Raw genomic sequence first — 13,340 nt, 5'->3', positions numbered from 1 at the left:
TGCGGGATCGGGACTCTCATCGTCTCAGCCGGCCTGCGTCGCGTGCAGGGTCGCATAGCGCCCGGCGGCGGCCAGCAGGGCATCGTGCGCGCCCTGTTCGACGATCCGGCCGTCTTCGAGCACGACGATCCGATCCGCCTGCCGGATGGTCGAGAGCCGATGCGCGACCACCAGGGTCGTGCGGCCCCGCATCAATCGGCTGAGCGCCTCTTTGACGAGCTCCTCCGACTCGGGATCCAACGCGCTGGTGGCCTCGTCCAACAGCAGGATGCGCGGGTCGCGCACCAGTGCGCGGGTGATCGCGAGCCTCTGGCGCTGCCCGCCGGAGAGGCGCGCGCCGCGTTGACCGACGACGGTGTCCCAACCCTGCGGCTGGGCCGCGACGAACTCGAGCGCGTTCGCGTCACGCAGCGCGGCGAGTGCTCGCTCATCATCCAGGTGCGGCAGACCGTAGGCGATGTTCTCGCGGATCGTGCCCTCGAACAGCACGGATTCCTGCGGCACCACCGAGATATGCCGCCTGGCGGTCCGCAGATCGAGGGTCTGCATGTCGGCGCCGTCGAGGAGGATGCGCCCACCGGTGGGCCGGACGAACCCCAGCACGAGGTTGAGCAGTGTCGACTTGCCCGACCCCGATGAGCCCACGAAGGCGACCGTCTCGCCCTCAGCGATGTCGAGTTCGACAGCGTGCACCGCGTCCGTGTCGGCGCCCGGATAGCGGTGGCTGACCCGTTCGAGCCGCAGACGCCCCTGGACCGCGGGAACCGCGCGCTTGCCCTCGTTCTGCTCGAGGTCCGGCTCCTCGAGGACCTCGGCGATCGAGCGGACCGACTCGATGCCGCGGGCGCCGACCGGGATCAGCATCAGCAGCTGCGTGAGGCCCTGCGTGAGCAGCGCGAAGTAGCTGGCCAGCAACACGACCTCGCCGGGAGTGATCGGAAGGATGCCGGTGAGCGAGAAGACCGCCGCGAGCACGAGGCATCCCACCCCCAGCAGCTGCATCATCACCCACGAGATGGATGCGACATGGCCGTTGAGCATGTCCAGTCGCAGGCCGGCGTCGCGCACGCCCTCGGCGCCGTCGGCGACGCGACTGACCGCGGTCTCCTCCAGACCATGCGCGCGCGTCACGGGGATGAGCGACGCCATTTCGCCGACGCGCGCCGAGAAGCCCTCCATCTCGCGCCGGAACACCTCGTTGCGGGTCCGCGAGCGGCGACTCAGCGACGAGCGCAGGATCAGTGCGATCGGCACGGCGAGCGCGTACACGGGGAGGAACTCGGGAACCATGATCGCGGTCATGCTGATGGCACCGATCAGCACCATGACCGAGGACAGCAGCGGGTGGGTCACCTGCTGCAGCATCAGCTCCACGTTCTCGACATCGCGCACAACTTTGGTCTGCACGATCGAGGCGCTCACCCGTGTGTGGTAGCCGATCGAGAGGCTCTGCAGTCGCGCGGCGAGGGCGTTGCGCAGGTCCGCGCCCGTATCGCGCACCACCGTCATGAAGTTGCGCGTGTAGATGATGTGGTTCGGATAGTTCTGCACGAGGAGCACCACGGCGATGGCGAACCAGCCAAGGACGGCGGTCACCGAGCCGCCGTCGGCGACGATGTCGATGACCTCCGCGGTGATGACCGGAAGGAACCAGAGGGGGATCTCCTTCAGCGCGAATGCGACCAGTGCGATCGTCAGCCGGCCGGGCCGACGCGCGAGCAGTCGAAGCACGGAGCGGGTGGGTCGGGACCCGTCGATGAGGCCGCCGGCAGACATGTGCGCCGCCATCACGAGAGCGCGCCGGTCAGCGCGCGCAGCTCGGCCGGGTCGATCGCCGAGGGACGCCAGCGGCTGTCCGTGCGGAATCCGATCGGCGTGCGCATCTGGACGAGATGTTTCGCCGATGCCGGGTAGGTGGGGGCCATGCCGTGCTCGACGCGGACGAGCTCGTCCTGAAGCGCGATCGCGGCATCCAGCTGTCCCGAGCGTGCCAGTTCGATCACCCGCAGCGCGAGGTCGGGGTAGACATTGGCGATCCAGCCCGACAGCCCGGCGACTCCGATGCCGACCGATTCGGCGAGGTTCTCGATCCCCGCGTTGAGGATGCGCATCGGCGTGCCTTCCGTGACCCGCACGCGTTCGCTCATGCGCGCCAGATCGTGACTGGTCTCCTTGAAGAACGCGAAGCGTCCGGTCGCCGCGAGCTCCTGCACCGTCTCGGTGCTGAGCAGCCGGTGGTAGGGAAGCGGGCACTCGTAGAGGCCGAACGTCACGTGCGGAATGGCTGCGAGCACGTGCGCGACGATCGCGAGCAGCTGCTGTTCGTCCGCCTCCTGCGGCACGAGTCGCGAGGCGATCAGGACCACGGCATCCACTCCCGTCGCCGCCAGCAGACTCGCCGAGACGGCGATCTGCTCCGCGGTCCCGCTGTCGCTGACCGCGGCGACCACCGGTACCCGGCCGTCCGCGCGGGCGACGACCCGCGCTGCGATCGCGAGCCGTTCGGGCTCATCGAGCTCGTACATCTCGCCCGAGAGCGCGACCGGGAACAGGCCCGCCGATCCCCACCCGATCAGCGCGTCGGTGTATCTGTCGAGGACGGCCAGATCGACGTCACCGGCATCGGTGAACGGTGTCAGCATGACCGGCCACACGCCGTACCCCGAATCCGGATCCGTCAGCAGCGACGAACGGATGCTGGAGTGGGTAAGCGCTTTCTCAGCCATGACGACATGCTAGCCGCGCTCTCCGCCGAGGCGACACCCCGCGGGAGAATCCGGACGCCGCGGCGCCCTCAGTATCCGCTCGTCGACTCCCGCACCGACAGCTCGGGACGGAAGACGACCGTCTCGCGCACCGCCTCGGCGCCGGCGGCGATGGCGCGCACGAGCACCTCGCCGGCGTGGCGGCCCATCTCGCGCGCGGGCTGCCGAACGGACGTCAGCGGCACGGCGGCGACGGAGGCGAACTCGATGTCGTCGTAGCCGACGACCGCGATCTCTCCCGGCACCCGCACCCCGGAGCTGATCAACCCGTACACCAATCCGCAGGCCAGATGATCGTTGGTCGTGACGATGCCCTCCGGTCGTGAGTCGGCGGGCATCGCCGCGATTCGCGCGCCGAGCGTCTGACCGACCGAGGCCGTCGTCCGCGACGACCAGATGACGTCCAGCCGGGAATCGGGGCACGCGGCGACCGCATCGCGGGTCCCCTGCAGCCGCTCGCGCACCTGTCGCACCTCTTCGCGCGCGCCGACGAAAGCGAGGGATCGCCGGCCCTGAGCGAGCAGGTGGTCGGCGGCGAGGCGGCCGCCGGCGACATCGTCGAATGACACGGAGGACAGCTGCCCGGCATCGTCCACCGCATCGACGAGGACGACCGGGATCCGCCGCACCCTCAGCCGCTCCAGCGATGCGGCCGAAACGCCGTAGGGCGAGATCAGCATCCCCTCGACCTCGACCCGCTCGAACAGCTCGATGTGGCCGCGCTCCTTGACGACGTCGTCGTCGCTGTTGCCGACGAGGATCCGATACCCCGCGGCGGCTGCGGCCTCTTCGGCTCCGCTGACCAGCGCGGCGAAGAACGGGTTGGCGATGTTGATGACCGTCATGCCCAGCAGCCCGCTGCGGCGGGCGCGCAGTTGGCGCGCTGCCTGCAGCGGCACGTACCCGAGCGACTCGGCGGCCGCTGTCACCTTCGAGACGAGCGCAGCACTGACGGTGTCCGGCTTGTTGAGCGCGTTGGAGACGGTGCTGATCGAAACGCCGGCCCGAAGGGCGACATCACGGATGCCGACACGCGCCACGCCCGTCCCCGTTCTCCCCGCCCGTTCGCCTTCGCCGGGAAACGGTTGCCGCCCAGTGTGTCAGACGTGCCCGCGTGCTATCGTCGGAAAGCGGTTTCTCAGCGAACGATGAAAGGTTCGGAGCAGTGCGACGACGCTATGCCCTCCTCGGCGCGGGGTCTCGCGCGCACATGTACGTCGACGCGATCACGGGCGAGTACGCCGACCGGGCGAGCCTCGTCGCCATCGGCGAGCCCAACCCGGTCCGCGCCCAGCATCACCTCGAACGGGTCGTCTCCCGCGGTCAGGACGCACCGAGCCTGTGGAGCCCCGACGACCTCGAGGAGATGATCCGCGCCGAGCGCATCGACCGGGTCATCGTCACCGCGAGGGACGACCAGCACGCGGGACTCATCGTCCGCTCGCTCGAGGCAGGCGCCGACGTCGTCGTCGAGAAGCCGCTGACGATCGACGCGGAGAGTGCGGCGGCGATCGAAGCAGCGGCCGAGCGCACCGGGCGCTCGGTGGTGCTCACCTTCAACTACCGGTACTCGCCGCGCAACAGCGCACTGCGCCAGGTGATCCAGGACGGACTGATCGGGCAGGTCACCTCGATCGACTTCTCCTGGATGCTGGACACCAAGCACGGCGCCGACTACTTCCGCCGCTGGCACCGCCAGAAGGTCCACTCCGGCGGACTGCTGGTGCACAAATCCAGCCACCACTTCGACCTCGTCAACTGGTGGATCCGCTCGACCCCGGTGCGGGTGTTCGCCTCCGGCGGGCTGCGCTTCTACGGCGATGAGAACGCGGCAGAGCGCGGACTCGCGGATCGGCCCGCCCGCGGCACCCATGACGGCGACCACGACGCGTTCGAACTCGACCTGCGCGACGATCCTCAGCTCGCGCAGCTCTACCTCGACGCCGAACAGCACGACGGGTATCTCCGCGATCAGGACGTCTTCTCCTCCGGGATCACCATCGAGGACAACCTCGCCCTGGTCGTGGACTACGCCTCCGGTGCGACTCTGAGCTATTCGCTGAACGCCCACGCGCCGTGGGAGGGCTACCGCGTCGCGGTGAACGGCACCGAAGGCCGCGCCGAACTCGAGGTCATCGAGCGGGGCGCCGTCCTGGCGGGGGAAGGCCTGCACCCGGCGCTGGATCCGAGCGCCGTCCACGCCGGCGCGGGCGCGTCGACCAGGCCGGAGGGCGAGCGTCTGCTCGTTCAGCGTCACTGGAGCGAAGCGGTCGAGGTGCAGATCCCCGCCGAGGCGGGAGGACACGGGGGCGGAGACGCACTCCTGCTGGCCGATGTGTTCGTCGGGCCGTCCGACGATCCGCTCGGCCGCCCCGCGGACTGGACCGACGGCGTGCAGTCGATCGCGGTCGGCATCGCCGGGAACCGCTCGCTCGAGACGGGCCAGCCCGTGCGGGTCGCCGACCTCGGCATCCCGCTCCTGAGCCGCCGATGAGCGAGGTGAGCATCCTCGTCCTCCCCGGCGGCGGCTACGAGTATCGGGCCGACCACGAGGGCGAGCCGGTCGCTGCGTGGCTGCGTGGGCTCGGACTGCGTGCGCGCGTCGTCGACTACCCCGTTCGCGTCGCCCATCCCGCTCCGATCGACGCGGTTCGCACCGAGATCGCGCGGGAGCGCGCCACGAGCTCCGTCGTCGGCGTGCTCGGGTTCTCAGCCGGCGGTCACCTCGCCGGCATGGCGTGCCTGACCGGCGGACCGGACGAACGGGCCGACTTCGGCGTGCTGTGCTACCCCGTCGTCACGATGGGCGCCGATGCGCATGCCGGCTCCCGCGACATCCTGCTCGGCCCCGACCCCGATCCTGATCTCGGGAACGAGCTGTCGCTGGAGAACCTCGTCACCGCCGACAGCCCGCCCCTGTTCCTCTGGTCGGGCGCTGACGATGACGCCGTGCCGGTCGCCGCGAACAGCTATCGTCTGGCCGCGGCATTCGCGGCAGCCGGTGCACCGCACGAGCTGCACGTGCTCGAGCGTGCCGGGCGGCACGGCGTGGGCATCGACGAACCGGCGGGGATCGCCTCCCGGGCGCTCATCGAGAACTGGCTGCGATCGCGCGGCTTCATCGCACCGTCGGCGGAAGGACGATCGTGAGCAGCGCGTACTCGGCGGCATTCGACTGGGCTCGGCGTCAGGTCGACGGCGGTCGCCTCCCGACGGCCGTCCTCGGCATCGCCGACGCCGACGGCGTGATCGCGCTCGACGCCTTCGGCGCGACGGACGGCCGGGTCGCGCGCGTCGAGGACCACTACCCGCTCTTCTCGGTCACGAAGCCCCTGATGGGCATCACCGCGATGCGTGCGATCGAGCGTGGGCTGCTGACTCCCGAGACTCCGCTCGCCGCCGCGCTGCCGGACTTCGGGGCGGGTCGCGACGACACCGTGCGCCTGCGCCATCTCGCCAGTCACACGTCCGGCATCACCGAGCCTCCGCTCGATGATGCCGTGCCGCTCCGGCAGTCGATCCTGACGGCGGGACGGGACTTCGCCGCCGGCACCGTGTCGCGTTACTCCACCCTCGCCTTCGAGGGGATCGCCGCCCTCACCCAGCACGCCACCGGCGTGGAGTGGGACCAGGCCGTGCACGACTGGGCTGCGCCGATCGGCGCGGACGGTTTCACCCTCGACCCCTCCGTCGACCCGCACGCGGTGATCGACGCCGAGGCGGTCGGCTTCCGGACCGATCGCTTCCGTGCGCTGCGGAGTCCCGGTGCGGGTCTGCTCGGGCGGGCCTGCGACCTGCTCGCCGTCGGCGCCGCGCTCCTGCGTCGTGGCGACCCGGTGCTGCGTGCGCCGGGGCTGGCGATGATGCTGCGCCCGCTGACCGAAGGTATCCCGAGTCTGGATCCCTACCCGCCGGAGCGCGGGTCGGACTGGGGCTTCACCTGGAACCTCCGCAGACGGGCGCCGGGCCTGATCGATCGCGACGTGTACGGCCACGGCGGCTGGGCGGGCGCGGAGTTCTGGATCCACCCGACCGCGGGCGTCGTGCACGTCCTGCTCACCAACCGGGCGCAACGGCCAGGCGTCGACGGCGACGAGCTGCACAACGCCGTCGTCAGCGCGATCTGAGCGACCTCAGCCGCTGAGCGATGTCGCGAGGCGTCTTCCGGCCTCGCGCAGCCACCGAGCCGTGTCGGTCATCGCCGCGGCCGAGGAACCGGCGAGGTCGGTGAGGGAGACGGATGCCGCGAGCGCCGACGTGTCGGCATCCTCGGCGATCCGTCCGGCAGCGACGGCGACCGGCACGCCCGCCGCGCGCGCGATCGAGGCCACATGGGCGGGTGCCTTGCCTGCCGCCGACTGTCCGTCATACGACCCCTCTCCGGTCAGGACGACGGATGCCGCTGCCACGGCGTCGGACAGACCGATGATGTCGGCCACGGCGGCAGCGCCGGGCACGAGCGCCGCGCCCCAGGCCAGCAGTCCGAAACCGGTGCCACCGGCGGCGCCCGCGCCCGGCGCCTGCGCATCGACCGGCAGCAGGGCGGCGAGGCGCGCGAGCCCGGCCTCGGCCCGGAGCACGCCGGCGGCGTCGAGCCCCTTCTGCGGGCCGAAGACTGCAGCGGCACCGGTAGGCCCGAGAAGCGGGTTGGTCACATCGGTGAGCACGATCACGCCGTGCTCGGGCAGGGCGCGCAGCGCCGATAGGTCAGCCGCCGCGACGGCGTCCAGGCCGCGCGCGCCCAGCGGGATCGGCGCGCCCGCGGCATCCGTGAATCGCGCTCCGAGCGCGGTGAGCACTCCGGTGCCGCCGTCGGTGGACGAACTGCTGCCGATGCCGAGCAGCAGCCGCGCCACCCCATGGTCGAGGGCGGCGGCGACCGCCTCGCCGAAGCCGAGCGTGTGCGCGTCGTCGGGGAGCAGCCGGTCGGCGACCAGCTCGATGCCCGAGGTCGATGCGAGTTCCACGACGCCGGTCTCGCCGGGACTGTCCGACGTGGCGGGCAGGAGCACCCAGGACGCTTCGACGGGGTCGCCGTCGGGGCCGGTCACCGTCACCGGCATCCGGCGGGCGCCCGCAACGGCGAGCGCGAACGCGTCGAGGGTGCCCTCACCACCGTCGGCCATCGGCTTGAGGACGATGGTGTCGGCGGGGCGGACCTCGGCCCACCCGTCGGCGAGGGCGGCCGCCACCTCCGCGGCGCCGAGGGTGCCTTTGAACGAGTCAGGAGCCAGGACGACGGTCACGCATCCACGCTATCGTCCGGACTCGCCCGCGCTCGCTCGCACGATCAACCGCGTCGGCACCAGCGCGGTGGTCGGCGCGGCACCGTGGATGGCCGCGATCAGGGCGTCCACCGCGCGCTCGCCAAGCTCGTCGAAGTCCTGGCGGACGGTGCTCAGCGGCGGCCGGTAGTCCGCCGCATCGGCGACGTCGTCGAAGCCCACGACTGCGACGTCCTCCGGCACAGCGCGGTCGGCGTCGGCGAGCGCGCGCAGCAGGCCGAGCGCCATCTGATCGTTCGCGACGAAGACCGCCGAGACGTCGCCGCGCTCAGCGAGTGCTTCACCCGCGACGTGGCCGGAGGCGGCGCTCCAATCCCCGCGCAGCACCGGCGGTGCGACCCGGCCGGCACCTTCCAGCGCCCCACGCCAGCCGCGCTCGCGCTGAGCGGCGGCATACGAGCCCTCCGGGCCGGCGATGTGCCACACCGTGTCGTGCCCCGCCGCCAGCAGGTGCTCGGTCGCCGCGCGGGCGCCGGACTCGTGATCGGACTGCACCACCGTGAAGCGGTCATCCGGCGGGGAATCCACGACCACCACCCGGACATCGGCTGGGACTCCCGCGTCGCGAGCAAGGGCGGTGGCCTCGTTCAGGACGATCGCCCCGTCCACGCCCTGATCGCGCAGCCGCTCGAACGCGTCCGCGAGCTCGCGCGCCGCCGGCACGGTCACGACGGTCAGGGCGTAGCCGCGCACGGCAGCGGCATCGGCCACCGCCTGCAGCATCCGCGAGTTCCCGATCGTGGCGAGCGTGGACACGACCAGGCCGATGGTCTGGGTGCGTCCGGTGCGAAGCGCCCGGGCCGCTCGGTGCGGCCGATAGCCCAGCTGCGCCATCGCCGCCTCGACGCGGGCGCGCGTGAGCGGATCCACCCGCGGGCTGTCGTTGACCACCCGCGACACCGTCTGCCCGGACACACCGGCACGGGCGGCGACGTCGGCCATCGAGACCCGTGCCATCTGGACCTCCTTGCGCCCGAGCTCCTGCGCATAAGTCAGGAATGTTGACGATAACATAGCAGCGCCGTACCATGTTGACGTGAACATTCCTGCACCGGCTCCCGAAACCCTCGGTTTCGGCGTGACCAAGCGCACGACCCATCTGGCCGATGGCCGCGAGCTGATCTACTTCGACGACCCGGGCAGCGAACTCGGCGAGGATCGCGGCGTCGACGCACGCGCCCTCGACCCGCGCCCTGCGACGGCGACGATGCGGCGCGACGTGCTCACCGGGGACTGGATCTCTGTCGCCGCCGCCCGGCAGAACCGCGCCTTCCTGCCGCCGGCGGAGCTCGACCCTCTCGCCCCGCAGACGCCCACGAACCCGTCGGAGATCCCGTCGCGCTACGACGTCGCCGTGTTCGAGAACCGCTCACCGTCGTTCGGGCCGGCCCTGCGCGAGGCGTACGGCGATGCACCGGCAGCCGATGATCCCCCTCGCGGTCTCGCCGACCTGGATGCTCCCGGACTCGGCCGGACGCGCACGTCGGTCGGCCGCTGCGAGGTGGTCTGCTTCAGCCCCGAGCACGCCGGATCCTTCGGCACCCAGACCCCGACACGCGCACGCACCGTCATCGAGGCGTGGGCCGACCGCACCGCAGCGCTGTCGGCGCTGCCCGGCATCGAACAGGTGTTCCCGTTCGAGAACCGCGGCGAGGCGATCGGCGTGACCCTCGCCCACCCGCACGGGCAGATCTACTCGTACCCGTACCTCACTCCGCGTACCCAGCGCCTGCTCGCCGCCATCGATCGCGAGGGGCCTGAGCTGTTCGCGCGCATCCTGACGTTCGAGCAGGACTCTGAGCGTGTGCTGCTGCGCGGCGAGCACTGGACGGCGTTCGTGCCGTTCGCCGCACGCTGGCCGCTCGAGGTCCACCTGATGCCGCACCGCCACGTCGCCGACCTCGCCGGAACGACCGCGGACGAGCGCGACGAACTCGCGCCGCTCTACCTGCGGCTGCTGCGCGGAATCGACGCGCTGTACGACTCCCCGACGCCCTACATCGCAGCGTGGCACCAGGCCCCTGTGCACGTCGGCCGCGACGCGGTGCGCCTCCGTCTGGAGCTGACCTCGCCGCGCCGTGCGGCCGACAAGCTGAAATTCCTCGCCGGATCCGAGGCCGCCATGGGCGCCTGGATCGGCGATGTCCCGCCCGAAACCGCCGCCGAGCGCTTGCGCGAGGCGATCTCGACCGTCCCCGAGGTGACACTATGACCCCCACCGATGCCGTTCACGGACGAAACACGCCGCGACGGGAGAGCCCAGAGCGGCCCGGTTCGTCCGTGAACGGGCACACTCCGGATGCCGCGGCCCGCGCGCTCTTCGCAGAGCTGACCGGCGCCGACCCGGCGGGCGTGTGGTCGGCGCCCGGCCGGGCGAACCTGATCGGTGAGCACACCGACTACAACGACGGCTTCGTACTGCCGTTCGCGATCGCGCAGCGCACCCACGTCGCGCTCGGCACGCGCGGCGATCAGCGAATCCGCGTCGTCTCGACGGTGGACCCGGTGCCGGTCGAGGTCGGGATCGCCGACCTCGAGATCCTCTTCCCGGACGGGCGCGACGCCGTGCCGGAGTGGGCGACCTACCCGCTCGGGGTCGCCTGGGCGCTGCTGCGCGCGGCGGGTCTCGACCCGGCAGCGCTCCCCGGCGTCGATCTGACGATCGCCTCCGACGTGCCGATCGGCGCGGGGCTCTCCTCGTCGGCCGCGATCGAGAGCGCCGTCGCCCTCGCCCTGAACGACACGTGGACGCTCGGGCTCGACCGGGTCGAGCTCGCCGGGGTCGGCCGGATCGCGGAGAACGAGGCCGTCGGCGCACCCACCGGGATCATGGACCAGATGGCCTCGATGCTCGGCCGCGCCGACGCGGCGATCTTCCTGGACTGCCGGTCCCTGCAGACGGAGGTCGTCGATCTCGGCTTCGCCGGAGCGGGCCTGTCTCTGGTCGTGATCGACACCGGCGTCACACACGCACACTCGACGGGCGGCTACGGCGAGCGCCGGGCTGCCTGCGAGAGAGGAGCCCGGATCATGGGCGTCCCGGCGCTGCGCGACCTCGCGACCTCCGACCTCGATCGGGCCGAGTCGATGATGGATGACGTGACCTTCCGTCGCGTCCGCCACATCGTCACCGAGAACCAGCGGGTGCTGGACACCGTGCGGACCCTGCGCGAGAGCGGCCCACGATCGATCGGCGACCTGCTGCTGGCTTCGCACGCCTCGATGCGCGACGACTTCGAGATCTCGGTCCCGGAGCTGGACACCGCCGTGGAGGCGGCGATGTCCGCCGGTGCGATCGGCGCGCGCATGACCGGCGGCGGGTTCGGCGGAGCGGCGATCGCCCTTGTGGACAACGACCGCGTGGAGGCGGTGCAGGAGGCGGCGATCGCCGCGTTCGAGGCATCCGGATTCCGCTCCCCCACCGTCTTCACGGTCCAGGCATCGGCCGGCGCCGCACGCGAGCACTGACGACGGACGTATCCGGGGCGATCGGCGATCGCAACCCCTGTCGCGCTCGGTGCGCGCCCCGTAGCGTCGCAGACGTGCCGCGGCACCGTGCCGCGGCCGGGAGGAAGAACGTGGCATACATCACCGTCGGCGTCGAGAACTCGGCCGACATCAAGCTGTTCTACACCGACCAGGGCGCCGGACCCTTCAGCGTCGAGGGCCCCGCGAAGACCGTCGTGCTCATCCACGGCTTCCCGTTGGACGGCGAATCGTGGGGCAAGCAGCAGGCGGCTCTGCTGGATGCCGGCTACCGGGTGATCGCATACGACCGACGCGGATTCGGCTCGTCGTCCAAGACCGAGTCCGGATCGGACTACGACACGTTCGCCTCCGACCTCGCGGCGCTCCTGCACACCCTCGACCTGGAGCGGGTGACGCTCGTGGGCTTCTCGATGGGGACCGGCGAGGTCGCCCGCTATCTGGCGACGTACGGGAGCGAGCGGGTGGCGCGCGCCGTCTTCATCGGCTCGCTGGAGCCGTATCTGCTCAAGACCGACGACAACCCCGACGGTGCGGGGCCGCAGGAGTTCTTCGACGGGTTCGCCACGGCGATCCGCGAGGACCGGTACGCGTTCCTGACCGGCTTCTTCCAGGACTTCTACAACCTCGATGAGAATCTCGGGTCGCGCATCTCGCAGGAGGCCGTCGACGCGAGCGTGGCAACCGGGAACCGGATGGGAAACGCGGCCATCGCCGCCGCGCCGCTCACCTGGCCGACCGACTTCCGCGAGGACATCGCGAAGATCGACGTCCCCGCGCTGATCGTGCACGGCACCGCCGACCGCATTCTGCCGATCGATGCCACCGCCCGCCGCTTCACGACGATGCTGCCCGACGCGACCTACGTCGAGATCGACGGCGCACCCCACGGCCTGCTGTGGACGCACGCCGATGAGGTGAACGAGGTGCTGCTGGCGTTCCTGGAGAGCTGACCGCGGTCAGTCGTGCTCGGGCTGGAGGAACCGCAGGCCTGCCACCGCAAGCGGAACCAGCAGCACGAGTGCGGCGACCACGATCGCCGTGATCCCGATCGCAGTGTTCTGCGGTTCGCCGGTCAGCCGGTTGACGGCGAGCCACGTCAGGCCCCATGCGAGTGCGATTCCGGGCGCGACGCGCCAGCCGCTGGCCCAGGCGATCCCGAGACCGAGCACAGCCACGACGACCAGGACGGCGATTCCCCATGCGGATGCCGCGTCCGCCCACTCGGCCGGTACGATGCCCGTCAGCCAGGCGGCGATGTTGGCGACCGTCGCCAGCGTCACCCAGCCCAGGTGCAGGCCGGTGACACCGTCGATCAGCAGCGCGTCGAGGAATCCACCGCGCGGGGCGCGGGTGGACACCGAGATGCGGAAGGTGATGCACAGCGCGATCAGCAGCAGGACGATCACGATGACCGTCCACTCGATCGTGAGGAACTGCGCGGCGACGAGCCACAGACCGTTCAGCAGGATCGTGACGACGACCCACCAGCCGATCGCGCGCTGACGGTCCGAGGCGCGCTGGCCGGGGAGTGCCTGCCAGATGGCGTAGCCGATGAGGCCGAGGTAGATCGCCGACCAGATGCTGAACGCAGGACCGGCCGGAGCGAGGTACGAGCCGTCCGCCGACAGTGCGCCGTCCTGGGTGTCCTGCGTGCGGGTGCCGCCCAGACCGCCGACGTTCACGAACACCGACACCAGCGTGAAGCCCAGCGCGACCAGGACCGCGATCTGGCGGAGGAGATCGCGCGGTGTTCCCGTTGCGGAGTCCCGATCTGTGGATGTGCGCGAGGACTGGCTCATCC

12 protein-coding genes are annotated in these 13,340 nt (G+C 71.1%); 6 read left to right on the top strand and 6 right to left on the bottom strand.

The window, feature by feature from the left end; translation table 11 throughout:
• Positions 1-24: 24 nt before the first annotated feature.
• The 3 genes from BLT19_RS04640 to BLT19_RS04630 all read right to left on the bottom strand — a co-directional run bounded on the left by BLT19_RS04640 (position 25) and on the right by BLT19_RS04630 (position 3,805).
• Positions 25-1,776, bottom strand: a complete 1,752-nt coding sequence (locus tag BLT19_RS04640) for an ABC transporter ATP-binding protein (protein WP_231917792.1) — start codon at positions 1,774-1,776, stop codon at positions 25-27.
• Positions 1,777-1,787: 11 nt separating this feature from the next.
• Entirely contained in the window at positions 1,788-2,726 is a 939-nt protein-coding gene (locus tag BLT19_RS04635; protein ID WP_091487089.1) for a dihydrodipicolinate synthase family protein, read from the bottom strand.
• Positions 2,727-2,794: 68 nt separating this feature from the next.
• Positions 2,795-3,805 (bottom strand): LacI family DNA-binding transcriptional regulator, encoded by a 1,011-nt coding sequence (locus BLT19_RS04630; protein ID WP_091487086.1) that lies wholly within the window; start codon positions 3,803-3,805, stop codon positions 2,795-2,797.
• A gap of 125 nt (positions 3,806-3,930) precedes the next feature.
• Between BLT19_RS04630 and BLT19_RS04625 the strand changes: the two genes are divergently transcribed.
• From BLT19_RS04625 to BLT19_RS04615, 3 genes are read left to right on the top strand one after another with little or no spacing between them, the layout of a single operon-like run.
• Positions 3,931-5,259, top strand: a complete 1,329-nt coding sequence (locus tag BLT19_RS04625) for a Gfo/Idh/MocA family protein (RefSeq protein WP_091487083.1) — start codon at positions 3,931-3,933, stop codon at positions 5,257-5,259.
• Entirely contained in the window at positions 5,256-5,915 is a 660-nt protein-coding gene (locus BLT19_RS04620) for an alpha/beta hydrolase (protein WP_091487080.1), read from the top strand. Before BLT19_RS04625 ends, BLT19_RS04620 begins: the two co-directional genes overlap by 4 nt.
• Positions 5,912-6,892: a serine hydrolase domain-containing protein gene (locus BLT19_RS04615; RefSeq protein ID WP_091487077.1), complete on the top strand. Its 981-nt coding sequence runs from the start codon at positions 5,912-5,914 to the stop codon at positions 6,890-6,892. Before BLT19_RS04620 ends, BLT19_RS04615 begins: the two co-directional genes overlap by 4 nt.
• Positions 6,893-6,898: 6 nt before the next feature.
• Here BLT19_RS04615 and BLT19_RS04610 read toward each other — a convergent pair whose 3' ends face one another.
• Both BLT19_RS04610 and BLT19_RS04605 read right to left on the bottom strand, forming a co-directional pair.
• Positions 6,899-8,011 carry a glycerate kinase gene (locus tag BLT19_RS04610; protein ID WP_091487075.1) on the bottom strand — a complete coding sequence of 371 codons (1,113 nt, stop codon included), beginning with the start codon at positions 8,009-8,011 and terminating at the stop codon, positions 6,899-6,901.
• Between the two features lie 9 nt (positions 8,012-8,020).
• Entirely contained in the window at positions 8,021-8,992 is a 972-nt protein-coding gene (locus tag BLT19_RS04605; protein ID WP_091493300.1) for a LacI family DNA-binding transcriptional regulator, read from the bottom strand.
• A 94-nt stretch (positions 8,993-9,086) separates the two neighbouring features.
• Here BLT19_RS04605 and galT point away from each other — a divergent pair, with 94 nt between their 5' ends.
• From galT to BLT19_RS04590, 3 genes are all read left to right on the top strand, one after another.
• Positions 9,087-10,262, top strand: coding sequence for a galactose-1-phosphate uridylyltransferase (gene galT, locus BLT19_RS04600; RefSeq protein ID WP_231917791.1), 1,176 nt, complete (start codon positions 9,087-9,089; stop codon positions 10,260-10,262).
• Between the two features lie 68 nt (positions 10,263-10,330).
• On the top strand, positions 10,331-11,518 hold the full coding sequence (galK, locus tag BLT19_RS04595; RefSeq protein WP_231917790.1) for a galactokinase: 1,188 nt from the start codon (positions 10,331-10,333) through the stop codon (positions 11,516-11,518).
• Positions 11,519-11,628: 110 nt separating this feature from the next.
• Positions 11,629-12,489, top strand: coding sequence for an alpha/beta fold hydrolase (locus BLT19_RS04590; RefSeq protein WP_091487070.1), 861 nt, complete (start codon positions 11,629-11,631; stop codon positions 12,487-12,489).
• Between the two features lie 6 nt (positions 12,490-12,495).
• Here BLT19_RS04590 and BLT19_RS04585 read toward each other — a convergent pair whose 3' ends face one another.
• Positions 12,496-13,338 (bottom strand): TspO/MBR family protein, encoded by an 843-nt coding sequence (locus tag BLT19_RS04585; protein WP_091487068.1) that lies wholly within the window; start codon positions 13,336-13,338, stop codon positions 12,496-12,498.
• Between the last annotated feature and the right edge of the window lie 2 nt (positions 13,339-13,340).

The sequence above is a fragment of the Microbacterium pygmaeum genome (assembly GCF_900100885.1).
GTDB classification, from domain to species: Bacteria; Actinomycetota; Actinomycetes; order Actinomycetales; family Microbacteriaceae; genus Microbacterium; species Microbacterium pygmaeum.
The sequence above is the reverse complement of the archived record's forward strand: the minus strand, read 5'-3'. Positions and strand labels throughout refer to the sequence as shown.